Below are 19,953 nucleotides of genomic sequence, written 5' to 3' on the forward strand. Positions count from 1 at the left end.
CCCCATGGCTCCCGACCGCGGGCGGCGTGACCCAGTAGCGGTCCCCTGCAAACGGATAGACCGGCGCCGAGCAGCGCCGCGCACCAGCGTTGATCGGCACCGCGGCCCAGTCGATGCGCGCGCCGCCGAGCCAGGCGAGCGCCAGCGCATCCGCGGACAGCGAGGCGAGCTCCGGGCCCTCGAGGCGGCGGGTGTCCGCGACCACGGCCGTCGCGTGCCGCACGAGGCTCGCGCCCACGTCCGAGGCCGGGTCCAAGGCGAGGCCCGAGGGCCGCTCCACGGATGCGTGCGCGCTGGCGAACTGTCGCAGCTGCTCGGCGAGCGCCGGGGCGTCGTCGCCGAGGACCGCCAGGCGCTCGCCCAGCGCCCGCCGCCCAACCTGCAAGCTGAAACAAAGGTCGCGCAGGCGCGCCGGGGTCCACGGGCGCTCACGCTCGAGCTGCCCGGCGAGCGCCCCCGCGTAGCGCCGCAGCTGCGCCAGGCTACCCGCGGACAGCAGGATCAACATCGGCCCGCGCGGCTGGTCCCGCGCCGCGTCGGCCGGATGCTCCGCCGCTTCGATCACCAGGTGCGCGTTGGCTCCCCCGGCGCCAAACGAGCTGATCCCCGCGCGCAGCGGCAACGGTTGACCATCGCGCCCGCGCGGCGCCCACGGCTTCGCCTGCGCGAGCAGCTCGAAGGGCGCGCCCTCGAGCTCGAGCTCGGGGTTGGGCGGCTGAGCGCTCGGCGTGGGGGCCAAGGTGCGGTGCCGCATCTGCAGCAGCACGCTCGACAGCGAGGCGACCCCGGCCGCAGCCTCGAGGTGACCCAGGTTGGGCTTGAGCGAGCCAAGGGCCACGCCCGTCGCGGGCGCCTCGACGCCCTCCCACGCCTTGTTCAGCCCGCGGATCTCGATTGGATCGCCGAGGGCGGTGCCGGTCCCGTGGGTCTCGACATACGAGACGCTGCCGGGGTCGAGCTGCGCGTCGACGACGGCTGCCCGAATCAGGCGCCCCTGCGCGTCCGAGTCGGGGACCATGAACGCCCGGGTCTTGCCGCTATGGTTGAGGGCCGAGCCGCGGATCACCGCGTGCACGTGATCCCCGTCGGCGAGCGCGTCGGCCAGCGGCTTGAGCAACACGACGCCCGCGCCCTCGCCGGTGATGATGCCGTCCGCCTTGGCCCCAAACGAATTGCAGCGCCCCGTTGGCGAGGTCAGCCGCATCTGCTCCATGTAGCGAAACTTCGAGGGGTGCGGCGACAGGCTGACGCCGCCGGCCAGCGCCCACCGACACTCGCCCGCCCGGATCGCCTGAACCGCGAGGTGGATCGCGCTGAGCGACGAAGAACACGCGCTGTCGACCGCGAGGCTCGGGCCGTCGAGATTCAGGCACCACGACACGCGGTTGGCGATCGCGTGGTGGAACGCTGGGATCGCGTCGCCACACAGCGCATATTGATGGGACATCACGCCCGCGTAGACGCCGACCGGCGCCGCGCCCCCAAGCTGCTCGCGCAGCGACTCCGGCGTGTAGCCAGCGTCTTCGACGGCCTGCCACGCGACCTCGAGGAACAGCCGCTCTTGCGGATCCATGCGCGGGGCCTCGTGCGGTGAGATCCGAAAGAACAGCGGCTCGAAGCGATCGATGTCGGCCAAGAAGCCGGCCCGGATCTGCGCCGGGTCCGAGTCCTCAGCCCAGCTGCGCTCGCGCGGCGGCGGCCCAATTCGATCGCCGCCGCTGACCACCAGCTGCCACAGCTCGTCGAGATCGTCGACGCCAGGGTAGCGGCCCGCGATGCCAACGATCGCGATGGGCTCGCGCGCCTCGGCTGCTGGCGGGTCCACGCGCGCGCGTTCCCCAGTTGGCAGCGCGCCGCCGATCAGCGCATGAACGTGGCGGTGACCTTCGCTCAGCGCGAACCGATCCCGGACCCGCGCGAAGTCCAAGCTCCCGATCGCACACACGCCCAGGCCAAGCGGCGCGACTCGTGCGTACAAGTGCTGGCCGAGGTAGCCGGCGTCGAGGGTGACGAGCGCGTCCGAGGCGTCACCGTAGAGCGGCTCGATCGCGTCCATCTGCGCGATGAGATGGAGGGTGAAGGCGCTGCCGCGATGCAGCTCGCGGTTGTGGGCGACGTGGATGTTGCTGGACAGCTCGCCGACGCTCAGACGCGCGAGCTGGTTCTCGATCGGGTGGTAGTAGTAGATCCCAGCCGCGAGCCCCTCCACACGATCGGCGCGGACCTCGACGTAGACCTGCAGCGCGTACAGATCACCCGCCGAGGGGTACTCGTACTTGAGCCCCGCTGCGCTCGCGCTGGGACGCAGGCTCTCGAGCAGCCGACTCAAGCTCGCGAACCGGAGCGGGGCCGGATCAAACACCCGCTGCGAGCGTCGACGCGCGCACAGCTCGGCGCGGGCGGCTGGATCGAGGCCGCCGGGCGCGAGCGCGACCCGGCTCGCGCCGGATAGCTCGCGCAGGTTGAGCGCGCGCTGCTTGAAGGCGTCTCGCTGCTCGCGGGTGATCAGCAGCGCGCGCGGCTGCGGGTCTTGTCCGACGTCGAGGTCTTCATCGACGTCTGGTTCCACGGCTGGGCGCGCTGGCGCCGAGGCCACCGGCGTCGCGCCGCGCTCCTCTTGGGCCAGGATCTGCGCGACGATTGGCGCGAGGCTCGGGCGCTCGAACACGCGGCCCGCGGACAGCCGGACGCCAAAGCGATCACGCACCCGCTGGACCAAGTGCATGATCGTCAGCGAGGTCGCGCCCAGGTCGAACAGGTCAGTGTCTTCGTGCTCGACCGCGACCCCAAGCAGCTCACCGGCGATCGCGGCGAGCTCCGCGAAGATCTCTGCCTCGCCGCGCGCGGGCGTGGTCGGCTCGATCGCCGCAGCTCCGGCGCGGCCCTGGTCGACGAGCAGCTCAGTCGGCGGCACCCGCCGATCGATCTTCCCGTTGGCCGTCAGCGGCAGGCGGGTCACCAAGCTGTAGGTCTTGGGCGCCATGTAGGGCGGCAGCCACTCGCGCGCCGCGGCCATGAGCGCGGCCTTGTCCGGGCGCTCGAGCGTGGGCTCGGGCTCGACGAAGGCCGCGAGGTGGCGCGTCTGCGGGCTGTCGCCAACGACTAGCACCAGCACCCGCGCGACCGCCGGGTGACGCTGCAGCGTCGCCTCGATCTCGCCAAGCTCGATTCGATGACCGTTGAGCTTGACCTGGCGATCGAGGCGGCCAAGGAACTCGTAGGTCCCGTCGGCGCGCAGCATGCCGCGGTCGCCGGTCGCGTACAGGCGCGCGCCCGTGTCGGGGTGCTGAATGAACGCCGCGTTGGTGCGCCGCGGATCTTTCCAATAGCCAAGCGCCACGCCCACGCCGCCAATGTGCAGCTGCGCCGGGACCCCGGGGGTGTCGACCACCTCGCCGTTGTCGTCGAGCAGGCACCACGGCTGGGCGAACATCGGCGCGCCATAGGGGATGCTGGTCCAGCTCGGATCGACGGCCTCGATCGGATACAGGATCGACCAGATCGACGCCTCGGTGGCCCCGCCCAAGCTGATCAGCGCCGCGTCCGGGCACTGGCGCCGCAGCCGATCCGGCAGCGCGACCGGGATCCAGTCGCCGCTCATCAGCACGACTCGAAGCCCGCGCAGCCGCGTGGATCCCTGGGCCGCGGCCTCGATCAGCTCGGCGTAGGTCGGGACCGTGTTCCACAGCGTGACGCCGTGCTCGGCGACCAGCTCCGTGAGCCGCAGCGGATCGCGGAGGTCATCGGGCTCGGGCATGACGATCGCGCCGCCCGCCGCGAGCAGACCAAAGATGTCGTAGACCGAGAGATCAAAGCCAAGCGACGAGACCGCCAAGGTCCGATCGTCTGGACCCACGCCGAACTGCGAGTTGATTGCGAGGACCGTGTTGACCGGGCCGCGGTGGTCCAGCATCACGCCCTTGGGCTCGCCCGTGGAGCCCGAGGTGAAGATGATGTAGGCCAGATCCGTGGGGTGCCGATCGATCGTGATCGGCCCGCGCGCGGCGAGCTCGGACCAAGCCAGCTGATCGAGAGCGAGGGTGTCGAGCCCCGCCGGCCACTCGACGGTCTGGGCCTTCGCGCTCACGGTCAGCGCCACGCGGGCCTCGGTGAGCGCGAGCACGTGGGCCAGGCGGGCCGTTGGCACCGAAGGGTCGAGGGGCACGTAGGCCGCGCCCGCCAGCAGCACACCGAGCACCGCGACGACCTGCTCCCAACCCTTGGGGGCGACCACCGCGACCCGATCGCCCCGTTGCACGCCGCGATCGATCAGCATGTGGGCCAGGGCGGTCGCCCGTTGACGCAGCTGTGCGTAGTCGAGGCTGAGCGCCGCGCTGATCACCGCGGGCCGCGATGGCTGGGCCAGCGCGCGGCGCAAGAACAGCCCGTCGAGCGTGCGCGGGAGCAGCAAGTCCGTGGACACGCCATCCCAGCTGCGCGGATCGGCGACCAGCGCGGCGAGCACTTCTTGGTAGTCGCGAAACAGCGCCGCGGGGACGTCGGCGACGAAGCGATCCTCGTCGACATCCCAGAAGTAGTGCAGGCAGCCGTCCACGTCGAAGACCTGGTGATCGAGGGCGACCTGGGGCGTCTGCGTGCGCCCCGTCGGGCTTGCGACGGCGCGCAGCCAGGGCGCGGCCTCGTCGTTGGCGCTGCGCAGGTGGCCGACGAGGCTGGTGAACACCACGCCGATCGAGCTTGGCTCGCTGCGGTGGCGCCGGTGGTACTCGCGGGTCGCGTCCACGCCGCTGACCGAGGCGTGGCCGAGGTCCGCCCACAGCTGACGATGGACCCGCTTGGCCTGCGCGCGCAGGCTGGTCGCGCCGCTCAGATCCACGTGGAAGATCGACGTCGAGGTGAAGCTGCCAACCACCCGCTCGACCTCGGACGCGACCTCCGACGTCACGGGCTCGCGGCGAAACAAAGTGAGGATCAGGCTGAAGTCGGGGTCGCTGCTCCACGCCCGCAGCACGAGGTGGAAGGCCGCGAGCAACACCGCCGTCGGCGTCACGCCGCTGGCGCGAGCGAGCTGCTCGAGCGCGCCGAAGCTGCGGGCGTCGAGCGAGCCGGTGTAGCGTCGACGCCCGGCTTGGGACGGGCGCGGCGACCCAGGCAAGCGCGGCCCCTGGGGCTGGATCTGCAGGCGCTCGATCCAATACTCGAGGTCGCGCGCGGCCTCGGGCCCCGGTGGGCGGGCCGCGAGCGCGGCGCAGTACGAGCGGAAGCTCAGCTGGGGCAGCGCCAGCTGAGCCGCCGGATTCCGGTACAGCCGCGACCACTGCTCGAGCAGCATCACCAGGCTCGCCCCGTCGACAAACAGGTTGTCGATGCTCAGGTGAATGCACGACTCGCCGCCGCCGTGATCCACCACCGTGATCGCAAACAGCGGCCAGCGCTGGGGATCGTAGAGCCGGGCCTCCATGCGCGCGCGCAAGCTCGCAACCGCAGCGTCGCGGCGGGCTGGATCGAGACCGCCCAGGTCGAGTCGCTCGGGCACATAGCGGCACGGTCCGTCGAGCACCGCCTGCTCGCGACCCGAGGGAAGCACCGTCGTCCGTAGCGCTTGGTGGCCGTCGATCAGCCGCTGCCAGGCGTGGGTGAGCCGCTCGAAGTCCAGCTCGCGCTCGGGGATCTCCACGTAGATGTGGCAACCGACCTGGCGACCCTCGTCTTCGATCAGGCGCCCGGCCAGGTACGCCGCTTGGATCGAAGTCAGGGCGAAGGGCGCGTGCTCGGGCTGCGGGGCGTGCTCGGGCTGTGGGGTGTGCTCGAGCGGTGGGGCGTGCTCGGGCTGCGGGGCCTGTGAACCCGGCGTCGCGCGAGCGCCCGTGATCATGCCGGCGAGCGCGGTGATCGACGGCCCCTCGGCCAGCGCCGCCAGCTCGATCTCGACGGCGTAGCGCGCCGCAATCTCGACGCGCAGCTGCGTCGCGGTGATCGAGTTGAAGCCGTAGGCGAACAGGGATCGCTCGCGGTCGATCACCTGCGAGATCCCGAGCACCTTGGCGAACACGGCCGTGAGCCAGTCGCCGACATCCTCGGTCGCCGGGGTCCCAACGCCCGAGACTACCCCCGAGATTGTGCGCTCCGCCGAGCTGACGCTTGGATCCTCGATCACCGCCGCGTGATCGAGCTCGCCACGCGCGAGTCGGCCGCGATCGACCTTGCGGTTGTCACTGAGCGGGAGCGCCGAAAGACGCACGAACTCACCGGGGATCATGTAGGGCGGCAGGCCCTCGGCCAGCTGTTGGCGCAGGGCATCGGGGCGCAGCGGCCCGTCGGCGACCATGTACGCGATGATCCGCGGGTGGCCGGGGGCGTCCTCGCGGATCACCGCCGCGGCCGCGCGAACGCCCGGCAGCGCGCGCAGAGCCCCGTCGATCTCACCAAGCTCGACCCGGTAGCCAAGGATCTTAATCTGGTCGTCCGCCCGCCCCAACCACTCGATGCGTCCGTCGGACAACCACCGCGCGACGTCGCCGGTCTTGTACAGCCGCGGCGTGTCTGGATCCGCGAACGGGTTGGCGACGAACGCGAGCGCGTCGAGGTCGGGGCGGCCGTGGTAGCCCGGCGACAGCCCGACCCCGCCAATGTAGAGATCCCCGCTCAGCCCCGGCGCGACCGGGCGCAGCGCCGCGTCGAGCACATAAAAGCGATAGTTGCCGAGCGGTCGACCGATCGTGACTCGCTGCCCTGCACGCACGCGGTCGCAGCTCGCCCAGATGGTCGCCTCGGTCGGGCCGTACATGTTCCACACCGAGTCGCAGCGGCGCAGGAGGGCATCGGCGAGCTCGGCCGGGAGCGCCTCGCCGCCGCACAGCAGCTTCAGCGCCGGGCTCCGCTGCCAGCCCGCAGCCAAGATCATGCGCCAGGTCGCCGGGGTGGCCTGCGCGACGCTCACCCGCCCCGCCTCGAGCAGCGCGGCCAGCTCGATCCCATCGCGCGTCTGGGCCTGGGTCAGAAGCACCAGCTCGCCGCCGCGGGTCAGCGGCAAGAACAGCTCGAGCATCGCGATGTCAAAGCAGACGGTCGTTGCGCCGAGCATGCGATCGTCGGCGTCAAACCCTGGGCACTGCGCGACCTGGGCCAGCAGGTTGGTCAAGCTGGCGTGGCGGATCCCCACGCCCTTGGGCCGACCCGTCGAGCCCGAGGTGTAGATCAGATAGGCGAGGTCGCGCGGGCTCGGTCCCACGTCGCGCAGCTCGGCCTCGGCCTCGGCTTCGGGCACCAGGCCGTCGGCCAAGCGCAGCACCGTCGCGCGTCCCTCGAGTCCGCTCGTCTGCGCGTGGGTGTTGACAAGCAGCAGCTGCGCGCCGCTGTCCTGCATCATGAAGGCCAGGCGCGCGCGCGGGTAGATCGGATCCAGCGGCACAAACGCGGCGCCCGACATCATCACGCCAAGCAGCGCGACCACGAGGTCGACCGAGCGCTCGAGCATGACACCGACGAAGCTGTGCGCGCCCACGCCCCGCCGCCGCAAGCCCGCCGCGAGCCGACGCGCGCGCACACCCAGCTGGGCGTAGCTCAGCCGCTCGGCCCCGCAGCTCAGCGCGATCCGATCCGGCTCTGCGGCCGCGAGCGCGGTGAACAACGCCGGCACGCAGCTCGAAGGCACCGGCGCTGGGGCCTGCTCGGCGCGGCTCCACGGACCCAACACCTGCTCGCGCTCGGCCGGGGTCGCAAGCTCGAACTGCGCGACGGGCCGCTCGGGATCGGCGATCACCTGCTCGAGCAACCACCCGTGGCGGGCGGCCATGCGGGCGACGCTGTCGTGATCGTGAATCGATGGGTCGTACTTGAAGAACAGCCGCCAGCTCGTGGCGAAGCGATGCACCTCCAAGACCAGCTCGAACTCGCCTTCTTGCGCGACGTCGCCCAAGTACTCGGTCCACAGCTGGGTCGTCGCCGCGCTCGCTTGCTCGATCTCGAGCCAATTTTGAAAATAGAACGCCGCGCGAAAGAAGCTCTGGGCGTCGGCGTGGGTGGCCGCGCCCTGCTCGCGGACCAGGGTTGGGAACGGGTAGTCGCCGTGCGCCACCGCGTCGAGGGCCGTCTGCCCGAGCGCGCGGACCAGCGCGGCGAAGGTCTGATCCCCCGCCAAGCGCTGACGCAGCACGACGACGTTGGAGAAGTAGCCGATCACCCGCTCGAGGTCGGCGTGGGGGCGGCTCATCACCGGGACCCCCACGCTGAGATCGTCGCAGCCCGCGTGGCCCCGCAACAGCAGCATCCAGGTCGCCAGCAGCACCGCGAAGGGGGTGCTCTCGAGTTGATCGGCGACGCGCTCGAGCGCCGCGACCGTCTCGCTTGGCAGGTCGAGACGATAGTGGGCGCCGGTCAGGCCCCGGCTGCGCGGATCGGGGGCGCGCTCGCTCGCGCCGCGCAGGTCCAAGACAGGTGGCGAGGTCGCGAAGCGCTCGGCCCAAAATTCGCGCAGCACCTGCCCGCGCGGCGAAGCCAGCAGCTTGGCCTGCCAGTCCACGAAGCTCTCGAAGTTTGCCTCGAGCGCTGGCTCCGACGGGGCCCGCCCCTCGCACAGCGCGGCGTGAGCTCGGGCCAGCTCGCCCAGGAACAGCGGGATGCACAGCCCATCGAAGAACAGGTGATGAAAGACCAGCAGCAGGATCGGCCCCGCGTCGCTGCCCTCGAACCACAGCGCGCGCCAGGTTGGCGTCGCCTCCAGATCGATCACCTGCTTGGACGCGGCGCGGAGCCGGGCGACGATCTCATCGGCGCTCAGCCCCGCGATATCGTGGCGCTCGAGCGTGATCGTTCCGCCCGGCGCGTGCACCTGCTCGACCTCGACGCCGCGCCGCTGCAAGTGCGCGCGCAACATCGGGTGGCGGGCGTGCAGAAAGTTCAGCGCGGCCGTGACCCGCTCGGGGTCGGCGTCGGTCCGCAGCCGCAGGGCAACGGGGATCTGGTACGCCGTGGTCCCAGGCGTCAGCTCGTGGACGCTCCACACAGCGCGCTGCGCTTCGGACAGCTCGAAGCTCGCGGCCTGTGGCTCCGCGTCGGCGCCGGTCAGGATCCGCAGCGCCGCCGCGACCGACAGCACCCCGCTGCTCACGTCTCGAAACAGGGCTTCTCGGTTCACGACACCTCGGTTGGCGTGGGGTTGAGCGCGGCCGCCTCGCGCGCGGCGTCGGTCGGGCTCTGACGCCCGGCCGCGACCTCCAAGAGCAGCGCCTCGAGCTTGGCGTGTGTCTCTGCGCCCGGGTCGTTGGGGGGCAGGTCGTTGGGGGGCAGGTCGTCGGGCGTGTCTGGGTTCGGCTGCGCCTCGATCGAGTCCAAGGTCTGCGCCCACGCGCGGGCCGTCTGCAGCGCCAGCAGCCGTCGCCGCGTGTCCGGGTCGTCGTCGTTGGGTCGCAGCCGGTTGACCAGCCGCGCCGCCGCGAGCGAGTCAAACCCGTAGCGACGCAGCTGCTGGTCGGGGTGGACCGCCCCGGCGTTGGGCAGCTGCAGCAGCTCGGCGATCGCCCCACACACGCGCTCGAGCGTGGTGACCTGCGGGCGCGAGTCTGGGGTCGCAGCCTCGGGCCGGGTCGCCGCGATCGGTTTGCGCACTGGCGCCGGGATCACCCGCGCGCCTGTGTCTGGCCACAAGCGCTGGCGCTCGAAGGGCACCCCGGGGGCGCGCACCGGTCGGCCGCGCAAGCTGGCGGGGAGCAGGCGCCAGTCGAGCTCGATCCCCGCGACCCACAGCTGCGCGAGGCGATCCAGCCGGCCCTTTTTCAGCCACTTCGTGACGGTCTCGCGCAGATCTTCGTCGTCCTCGAACAGCGCGAGCGCGCGCTGACCGGGGATCAGCTCACCCCGGAACAGCTCGGCGTCGTCGCCCTGTCGCGCGCTGGCCAGGCGCTCGCGCAGCTCGCTGATCGTGCTCGCCACAAACGCCAGGCGAACCCCACAGCTCGCGCGACCGCTGAGCAGCGTGTGGGCTAGGTCGCGCAGCTCGAACGGGGCCGTGGCGACCCACTGCTCGAAGCTCGCGATCAAGCTGTCCAGCCGGGCCGCGTCGGGGGCCGAGAACACGAACAGCAGCGGCTGGTCCCGGGTCACTGACGCACTCGCGCGAGCGGGCTCGCGGTGCTCTTCGACCACCAGGCACGCGCCCGCGCCCCCGCCCCCGAACGAGTTGATCAACACGCGCCGCGGCCCGCTTGGCGTGGGGCCCCAGGCTTCGGCCTGGGTCTGCACGCGAAGCGGCCCGGCCTCGAGCTGCAGGTGAGGGTTGCGCGGCTCGGTGTTGATCGCCGGCGCCAGCTGGCCGTGCCGCAGCTGCATCAAGACCTTGGTCAGCTGCGAGATCCCCGACGCCGCCTCGAGATGCCCGATGTTGTTCTTGATCGTTCCGATCGGGATCGGCCCGGCGCGCTTGGCCCGGCGAAACACCTTCGCCAGGGCGCTCAGCTCACCCTCGTCGGCGAGCGGCGAGCCGTTGGCCGCGAGCTCGATGTAGCTCAGGTCGCCGGGGTCGAGCTGCGCCAGCGCCAGCGCGCGCTCGATCAGCTCGGCCTGCACTTGGGGGCTTGGCGCCGTGTAGCCCATGCCGCGGCCGTTGTGATTGGCGGCGCTGCTGCGGATCAGCGCGTCGATCCGATCGCCGTCGCGCAGCGCGGCCGCGAGCGGCTTGAGCAGCACCATGCCGACCCCCTCGCCCGGGATGAAGCCGTCTCCCTGGCCGAGCGCGCGGTTGACCCGGCCGCTGGCCAACATGCCGTAGGCCCGCAGGCCCTCGTACTTGTTGGGGTGCAGGCTGAGGTTCACCCCGCCAGCGAGGGCCATCGCGCAGTCGCCCGCGCGCAGGCTCTGGCAAGCCAGGTGAATCGCCAACGTCGACGACGAACAGGCCGTGTCGATCGCGACGCTTGGACCCCGGAAGTCGAAGAAGTGAGAGACGCGGTTGGCGAGGGCGAAGTAGGAGTTGTTGAACAGCGTGCCGCCGCGCAGGTCTTCGTCTGCCAGCCACGCGTACTGGCCATACATGGCCCCCACAAACACCCCAACGGCGCGCTCGCCAGCGCCGCCACGCTCGCCCGCTTGGCCGCGGCCGGCGTCCTCGAGCGCGCGCCAGGCAGTCTCGAGGATCAGCCGCTCGGCCGGATCCATCGACAGCGCCTCGCGCGGGGACAGGTTGAACAGCCCCGGATCAAAGTCTTCGACGCCCGAGAGGAACCCACCCCAGCAGCCGTCGTTGGCCTGCTCGTCGGTCGCCCAGCGCGAGCCCGGGACCCGCTCGATGCAGCTGTGGCCCGCGCTCAGGTGCGCCCACAGCTGGTCGACGTTGTCCGCCTGGGGGTAGCGACCGTCGACGCCGATGATCGCGATGGGCTCGAGCGTGGGCGTGTGTCCGCGATCGATCCGGGCGGGGGCGGGCGCTTGGGTTGGCGGCGGCTTGGGTCGCACCGACGCGACCGCGCTGGTGCTCGACGCGGCTGCAGGTGTCTCGACTCGTGGTTGGGCTGGGGGAGCGGGCGTGACGACCACGCTGACCGGCGGCGCGGGGGTGGGCGCTGGTGCTTCGTGGTCCCCAAGCAGCCCCTGCAGGTGGATCGCGAGGTCATCGATCCGCGGGTGCTCCCAGAAGATGCTTGCCGACAGTCGGATCCCCAGCTTGGCCTCGAGGCTGTTGCGCAGCTCGAGACCCAGCAGGGAGTCCACACCCAGGCTCATGAGATCGGTCGTGCGCTTGATGCGAGCGGGCTGGACCCGCAACACGGTGATCGCTTGCTCGCGCACCAAGCCCTCGAGCTGCGCGCGGGACCAGCCCGCGCCCGTGCCCACCGAAGCGCCCCGAGCCTCACCCGCGCGCTCGGCCGCAGGCCGAACGAGCTCGAACAGCGGCGCGTTCGCCAAAGCCGGATACGCGCTCAGCCAACGTGAGACGTCGAGCGTGAGCACGCCGATCTGGGCGCTCGCGCGTGGATCCAGCAGCGCGTCGAGTAGCGCGTACCCAGCCTCGACCTCCAGCGAGCCCATTCCGCGCGCGTCCAGCCTGGACCCGCGGTTGTCGTGCTCCGCCGCCAGGCCGACCCCGGCGAAGGGCCCCCAGTTGATCGCCAGCCCCGCCAGCCCGCGAGCCCGGCGGGCGCGCGCGAGCCCGTCGAGGAAGGCGTTGCCCGCCGCATAATTGGCCTGCCCCGGGGTGCCGATCAGCGAGGCCGCCGACGAGAACAGCACGAACAACTCGAGCGGAACGTCTTGGGTCAGCGCGTCGAGGTGGGCGGCGCCGAGCACCTTGGGCGCCATCACCCGGGCGAGCTGCTCGGCCGGCAGCGTCGAGATCAGCCCGTCCTCGAGCACGCCGGCCGCGTGGACGACCCCGCGCAGCGGTGGCAGCCGCCCGTTGATCTGCGCGAGCGCGGCCTCGACCTCTGCGCGACGCGAGACGTCGGCGCGCACCACCAAGACCTGGACCGAAGCGGCCTCGAGCGCCGCGATGGCCTCGCGCTGGGCCGCCGTGGCCACGCCGCCGCGGCTCATGAGGGCGAGGTGCCGGGCCCCACGTGCGACGAGCCAGCGGGCCAGCGCCAAGCCCAGGCCACCCAGACCGCCCGTGATCAAGTAGCTCGACTCCGCGGACAGCTGCACGCGGCTGGTGGGGGCGGTGGGCGGTGCGTGGCGCTCGAGTCGGCCCACGTAGCGCGAGGTCCCCCGCAGCGCGACGTGCTGCTCTGCCGTGGCGCGCTGGACTTCATCGGCGATCGCATGGATCGCATGGACCGCTGCGTCCGTGCTGTCGAGCATCGTGCAGTGCAGCTCGGGGTGCTCGTAGATCAGCGCCTGTCCGAGGCCCCAGATCGGGGTCTGATCCAGCGCGAGCGCCTCGCCGGGGATGACTTCCCGCGCGCCGCGGGTGATCAGCCACAGCCGCGGCGCCGCCCCGCCTGCGCGCTCGCCCGTGATCGCAGCGGTTGCCCGGATCCACGCAAGGGCGTCCGCGCAGCCGGCGATCGCCTGGGAGGGCTCGCCTGCACCCGCCGAGTCTCCGCCCGCGAACAGCAGCACGCTCGGCGCCGCTGCCCCACCACGCAGCAGGGGGCGCAGCAGGGGGCGCAAGCAGTCCGCGTGGGCGCCCTCGTCCGCCATCGAGCTCGGGGCTGCGATCAGCTCGATCGCCGCGTCCTCGCCAAGGTCCGTGCGCAGCGCGTTCGGGCCGATCAGCGTGACCGTCTCGCCGCGCTCGACGAGGGCTTGCGCGAGCTCGATCGCCGCGCTGTTGCGTCGGCTGGCGATCACGATCCACCCGCCCGCGGCCGGCTCTGAAGTCACGGGCGCCGCCGAAGCCAGGTGCCAGGTAGACGTCCACAGCTGCGGGCCCGGGGCCAGCTCGGGTCCCGGCTGCGTCAATTCGGGCGCCACCGCAGGGGCGGACGCACCCGCCAGCGCGCCCGCACGCTGAAACACCAGCTCGGTCAGCTCGATCAGCAGGTGGCCGGCTGCATCGAACACCTCGAGGTCGACGCGCAGCGTGTCGCGGCTGCGGTCTTCCGCGTGGGTCGTGGCCCGCACCCACCGCGGCGCCCGAGCTTCGCTCGAGCCGGCGCCTCCGACCCAGCGAACCCGACCGATCCGCGCTGGCACAAACGGTCGAGGATCGGCGCCCGCGTCGTCGAGCAACGCGTACGCGACCTGCATGCAGGCATCTAGGGTTGGCGGATCCGCCAGCGCCAGCGCCCCGTCGCGCTGTACTTCGAGCAGCTCGCCAGCGGCTTCATCGCCGCCCCGCCAGATCTGCTTCAGCCCGCGAAAGCGCGGCCCATAGACGATGCCGACCGCCGCCAGCCCAGCGTGGTGACGCGCGAGCTCGTGCACGCTGCCGCGCCGCAAGCTGGCGAGATCCACCGCCACATGCGGCACGGTTGGCTCCCCGAGGTCGACCCGCGCGCTCGCGTGTGAGCGCCACTCGCCGGCCTCGCTGCGGCTGAAGAAAGTCAGGTGATCCTCGTTGAGGACCAGCTGCACGCGCCGGGGTTGATCACCCTCGAACACCAGCGCCTCGTGCAGCGCGAGCTCGACCAGGCTCGTCGCGCGCCCCGGCCAGCGCTCGGCCGCCGCCGCGAAGGCCATCTCCACATACGCCGCCGCTGGCAGCACGCACGCCCCGCCCACGCGATGGTCGCCAAGGTAGCGCGGCGCGTCGACGCCGACGCGCCGCTCCCATGTCCACAGCTCTGGCGCCGCTGGTGAGTTGCGCGACGGGCCAAGCAGCGGGTGGCCGCTCGCCGTCGCCGGCTCCCGCTCCAGCGCCGGCTCCGGCTCCGGCTCCGGCTCCACCGCGACCCAGTGCCGCTCGCGCTGCCATGGATAGGTTGGCAGCGAGACCAGGCGCGCGCTGGCGTTGAACACCCCCGCGAAGTTGGGTGTCACGCCGCGGCTGTAGAGGGCCCCGAGGCTGGTCAACAGCTGCTCGCGGGCGGACTCGTCACGGCGCATCGACCCCAGCGCGATCCCCTGGCGGCCGAGCTCGCGCAGCCCATCTTCGATCGCGGGGCGCAGCAGCAGGTGCGGGCTGATCTCGACAAACACGTCATGACCGGCCAGCGCGAGGCCGCGGACGGCGTCGGCGAAGCGGACCGGCTCGCGCAGGTTCCTGGCCCAGTACTGCGCGTCGACCGGGACCTCGCGCAGCCACTCACCGGTCACCGTTGACAGCATGGGCACCGCGCAAGCCTGGGGCTGCAGACCCTCGAGCGCGGTGATCAGGTCGGCTCGCAGCGCGTCCATCTGCGGGCTGTGCGACGCGTAGTCGACGTTGATCCGGCGACAGAACACATCGCGCTCGCGCAGCTGCGCGAGCACGGCCTCGAGCGCCTCGACCTCGCCCGACAGCACGGACGCGCGCGGCCCATTGCTGACCGCGACGGCGAGCTGCGCCTCCCGGCCCACGATTGCCTGCTCGGCCTGCGCGAGCGACAGCTCGACGAGCGCCATGCCCCCGTGCCCGCTGGCCCGCTCGCGGACCAGCTTGCTGCGCAGCGCGATCACTCGCGCGGCGTCCTCGAGGCTGAGCGCACCCGCGACATGGGCCGCCGCGACCTCACCCATGCTGTGCCCAACCACCGCGTCTGGCTCGATCCCCCATGACCGCCACAGCGCCGCGAGGGCGACCTCGATCGCCCACAACACTGGCTGCACGACGTCGAGCTCGCTCAGGCGCGAGGCGTTGGCTTCAGGGAGCGGCTCCGCGGACTGGCTGGCCGCGGGCAGGCAGCACAGCTGCGTGGTCAGATCCCACCCCACGTGGGCCGCGAGGGCCCGGCCGCACGCCTCGATGCTCGCGCGAAACACCGGCTCCGTCGCCAGCAGCTCGCGGCCCATGCCGACCCACTGCGAGCCCTGGCCGGGGAACACGAACACGATCTTGGGGCGCTCGCTGACCTCACCCGCGCTCGTGGGCTGCGCTGCAATTGACGCGAGCGTTGTCGCCAGCCCGGCGCTCGAGCGCTCGACGAACGCGAGGCGATGGGCGTGATGACTCGTCCTTGCGCCCGCGGTGAAGCACAGATCCCGCAGCGAGAGATCGCTGCGCGAGCCGAGCCACCCCGCCCATGAACGCACCCGCGCGGTCAGGGCCTCCGGGCTGTGCGCCGAGATCACGCACAGCTGCGGGTCTGCGTCGTCTGGCTCGGTGACCGGACCGGGCAGCGTCGCGCTCGAGAATTCACCCGGAGGACTCACCCGCGCCCAACACACGTCCGCGCCCCTCGCGAACAACACACCCAAGGAGTCACACAGCACGCTCCGCGCGATCTCACCGCGGCGCATGGAGGCCAAGCTGAGCGCTGTTCGGGACTGGGCTGCGAGGATCTGCTTGACCGAGTGGGTAAGCAAGGGGTGCGGGTTCACGTCCAAGAACACGTCGAGGCCGTCCTCCAACAGCCGCTCGCACGCGCTCGAGAACAGCACTGGCTCACGCAAGTTGCGGACCCAATAGGCCGCGTCGAGCAGCTCGCCTGCGATCGGGGCCGCCGTCACCGTCGAATACAGCGGGAGCTTCGCTGGCCGCGGCTCCAACTTGGCGAGCGCCTGTTCGAGCGCTCCACGCAGCGGATCCATGTGTGCGCTGTGAGACGCGTAGTCGACCTCGATGCGCCGCTGCGAGATCCCTTGGGCCTCGAGCGCCGTGAGCAGCTCGACGAGCGCGTCTACGTTGCCCGACACCACCGTTGCGCAGGGGCTGCTGCTGACCGCGACCGACAGCCGACCTTCGTAGGGCTCGAGCGCGCGGCGGGTCTTGGCCAGCGACAATTCGATGAGCGCCATGCCCCCGCTGCCGCGCACCCGCGAGACGATCCGCGCGCGCTCACAGATCACCCGCGCCGCGTCCGGCAGGCTCAGCGCGCCGGCGACGTAGGCCGCCGCGACCTCACCCATGCTCTGCCCAACCACGGCCTCTGGCTCGATCCCCCAGCTGCGCCACAGCGCCGCGAGGGCCACTTGCATCGCAAAAATACAGGGTTGCGCGACCTCGCTTCGCTCGACAAGCTCGGGGTCTTCCGTCGTCAGGACCTCGAGCAACGACCACTCGACAAACGGCCGCATTGCGACTTCGCACTCGCGCAGCTGCGCACGCACGACGGGCTCGTGATTCACGAGCTCGCGCCCCATCGCCAACCACTGCGAGCCCTGCCCCGCGAACATGAACACCAGCCTTGGCGCGCCCGGGAGCGGGGCCCCCACGCCCGAGCGAGCGACGCCGGCCCGCTCGCTCGACGCCAGCGCCAGGCTCAGGCCCTGCTCGAGCTCGGCGACCGAGCGCACCGTGATCGCCACACGTTCGCGCCCGGCACCGACCATCTGGCCCGCGGCATGACACAGCGCGTCGAGCTCGAGGCGGGGATCTTTGCCCAGCTCGCGCAGCTTCGCCGCCCCGACCCGCAGGCCCTCCACGCTGTCGGCCGCGAGCGGCACGAGACCGACCGAGCGCGCAGGCACCCCCGCGAGCACGACATGACAATTGGTCCCCCCAAAGCCGAACGAGCTGACCCCCGCGAGCGCCTGCCCCTCGTCTTCTGGCCAGTCCTCTACGCGGGTCTGGACGCGCAGCCCAAGGCCCTCGAAGTCGATGTGCGGATTGGGCACCTCGAAGAACAGACTGGGCGGCAGCCGCCGCAGGTACATGGCGAGCGCCGTCTTGATCAGACCCGCGACACCAGCCGCGGCCTCGAGGTGCCCGATGTTTGTCTTGACCGAGCCAATCCGCAGGGAGTTGTCGGGTCCACGGCCTGCGCCCAGCACCGACCCCAGCGCGCCCGCCTCGATCGGGTCGCCGAGCAAGGTCCCGGTGCCATGGGTCTCGACATACTGAACCCGGCTCGGGTGGACCTTTGCCCGGGCGTTGGCGCTGCGCAGCACGTCGACCTGCGCCTGGGGGTTTGGCGCGGTCAGGCCGTTGCTCATGCCGTCGTTGTTGGTCGCGCTCCCGCGGATCACGCAGTAGATCCGGTCGCCGTCGATGACCGCTTGCGACAAGGGCTTGAGCACCACGACCCCGCCCCCTTCGCCGCGCACGTAGCCGTTTGCGCGGGCGTCAAAGGCCTTCGAGCGGCCGTCGGGCGCCATCGCGCCAAACTTTGACATCATGACCGTGCTCTCTGGATCGAGCATCAGGTTCACGCCGCCAGCGAGGGCCAGCGACGCCTCGCCCAGGCGCAAGCTCTGGCAAGCCAGATGAACAGCCACCAGCGCAGATGAGCACGCCGTGTTGACCACGAGGCTAGGCCCCTGCAGCCCGAGTGTGTAGGATACACGAGCGGCGATAATGCTCAGATCCTGGCCCGTCGCAGAGTGTGACGTAATTGTGTCGATGTGCGCGCGAGCTTGGCGGGCGTAGTCTGACCACATTGCGCCAAAGAACACCCCGGTGTCGCTGCCCCGCCGGTCCAGCGGGGGAATGCCGGCGTTCTCGAGCGCCTCCCAGGCCAACTCCAGCATCAGGCGCTGCTGTGGGTCGATCTGTTCAGTCTCGCGTGGAGATATGCCGAAAAACTCCGGCTCAAAACCATCGACCGCTGGCAGGAATCCGCCCCAGCGTGTGGTCATACGGCCCGGCGCGAACCGATCGGGATTGTAGTAGGACCGCGTGTCCCATCGGTCACGTGGCGTCTCGCGGACGGCGTCGATACCATCGCGCAAGATCCGCCAATAGCTGCCTAGATCGGGCGCGCCCGGGAACCGACAGGACATCCCGACGATCGCGATTGGGGTATCGACGGCACCTTCGCGCTGCGGCGCCACCGAGGTCTCCTTGGCTCCCTCGGCCAGGTAGCGGGCCAACGCCGAGCAGCAAGGATACTCCCAGACGAGCGTGGGGGGCAGCTTTCGGCCCAAGCTGTCGTTGAGGTCGGCCAAGAACTGCGCCGCTTTGAGCGAGTCTAGGCCGTAGCGACTGAAGGGTTCGTTGACGTCAATTGCGTGCAGCTCCACCTCGCACGCACGCGCGAGTTGGAGGCGGACCCATTCGACCGCCTCTTCTTGCGAAGATGTATTAACGTAGGCTTCCGCCACAACTGTTCTCTGGGCGGCCGTATGTGTACACGACCCCATCAACGTTGACAACCTGCTCGGAGTTCAGTCCCTTCGGTCGGTGCTCTAGGTATTGGTTCAGGCACGAAGACGGTCGGATACCGCAACCGTACAACCCCACGAGGGGTAACATTATTAATGGCAGTAGCAGCCCCCGTGCTTTTTGAAGGGGCACCGGTTCGTTAGACCGCAGGTCTTTATCTGTCCCTAGTGGGAACGAACTGGAAATCCAACGCTACCAACACAGCTTTTTTTCAAGCTACTTTTCGAGCTGGACCCCGACTCCCGTTTGCCTCCAAAACTCACCATCCAACACCAGCTACGCGTACTCTTGCCAGCGATGCGCTCGTCCGTTCTACGTCCACTGTCGCGGCGACCCGCGCTGCTGCTCGGCCTGCTCGGGTGCCAGGGCCCAGTCGATCCCGGTCCGACCCAACCTCCCGCCCAGCCGATCGTCGCGGCCCCCGAGGCCGAGCCAACGCCCGAGCGGCTGACCTGGGACGAGCTGCGCGGAACACTCCCCGCGGCGCAGGCGTACGCGCCGACCACCCACGCCCAACCACCGGCGTGGCTCGAACAGGTCGACACGCTGTGGCTGCGCGTCGGCGACGAATGCCGGCCGATCAGCCTCGAGGATCGGCAAACCGGCGCGCCAGCCAGCGACGCCAAGCCCCAGCGCGCCGCGTCGCTCGAGCAGTGCCACGAGGTCGTTCACAACGCCGACGTCCGCTGCTCCACCGAGCTCGAGGTCGGGGCCACCTTTACCGAGACCGGGGTCCAAGAGTGCGTGGCGAGGATGCCCTCGGGAGCTGGCAGCACCTCGGGCTCGATAAGCGGCTTCGACGACGGCGCGTCAACGTGGTCGCTCATCGCATTCAACGAGACCCAGCTGCGCTACGCGAAGACCTGGAGCCTGTGGGTCGAGGCCGAGCAGCTCACGTGGGTCCAGAGCGAGTGCACCGCGGCCTCGCTCGCCGCGCTCACCGATGCTTTGAACGCAGAAGCCATCAGCGAGCAAGCGCGGCTGGAGGCCCTCCACCAGCGCTTCGGTGTTGTGGGTCACTCCCGCCGCTGCATGGTGCACGACGGCACCCGGCTCCACGCACTTCCCAGCTGGACGGTTGACCGCAGTGATCGGGGGGCGGGTCGTCGCAGCGAGCTCGCCCCGCAGGACTGCACGATCCCCTGCCCCGACACGGCGGCGCCGCTTCGCCAGATCAACGCCGTGCTGACCAAGCAGCCGTTCGTGCGCGTCGACGACAGCGCCGCGATCGTCCTGCATCGCGCGAGGGCTTCGTGCGAATCGAACCCGGACGGCGGCCTCCCGCCGCCGGCCAACAATCCCTGCCGCGAGCACTGACCGGGTTTCGGCGCGGTTGGGGGCTCTTCGCCCGCTCGTGGGCAGCCAAGGATGTAGCGAAC

General features: G+C 70.9%; 3 protein-coding genes. 1 reads left to right on the plus strand and 2 read right to left on the minus strand.

Features of this window, described 5'->3' with window-relative positions:
* Window positions 1-9,097, minus strand: a 9,097-nt coding sequence (locus tag DB30_RS11530; protein WP_052548459.1) for a non-ribosomal peptide synthetase, incomplete at its 3' end; no start/stop codon positions are given.
* On the minus strand, window positions 9,094-18,513 hold the full coding sequence (locus DB30_RS11535; protein ID WP_420870654.1) for an SDR family NAD(P)-dependent oxidoreductase: 9,420 nt from the start codon (window positions 18,511-18,513) through the stop codon (window positions 9,094-9,096). The genes DB30_RS11530 and DB30_RS11535, both read right to left, overlap by 4 nt.
* Before the next feature lie 358 nt (window positions 18,514-18,871).
* Here DB30_RS11535 and DB30_RS11540 point away from each other — a divergent pair, with 358 nt between their 5' ends.
* Entirely contained in the window at window positions 18,872-19,891 is a 1,020-nt protein-coding gene (locus tag DB30_RS11540; protein ID WP_052548461.1) for a hypothetical protein, read from the plus strand.
* Window positions 19,892-19,953 lie beyond the last annotated feature (62 nt).

The sequence above is a fragment of the Enhygromyxa salina genome (assembly GCF_000737335.2).
Lineage (GTDB): Bacteria > Myxococcota_A > Polyangia > Nannocystales > Nannocystaceae > Plesiocystis > Plesiocystis salina_C.

Coding starts and splice junctions, on each gene's coding strand:
- DB30_RS11540 (WP_052548461.1), top strand. CDS start 18,872: ATGCGCTCGTCCGTTCTACGTCCACTGTCGCGGCGACCCGCGCTGCTG.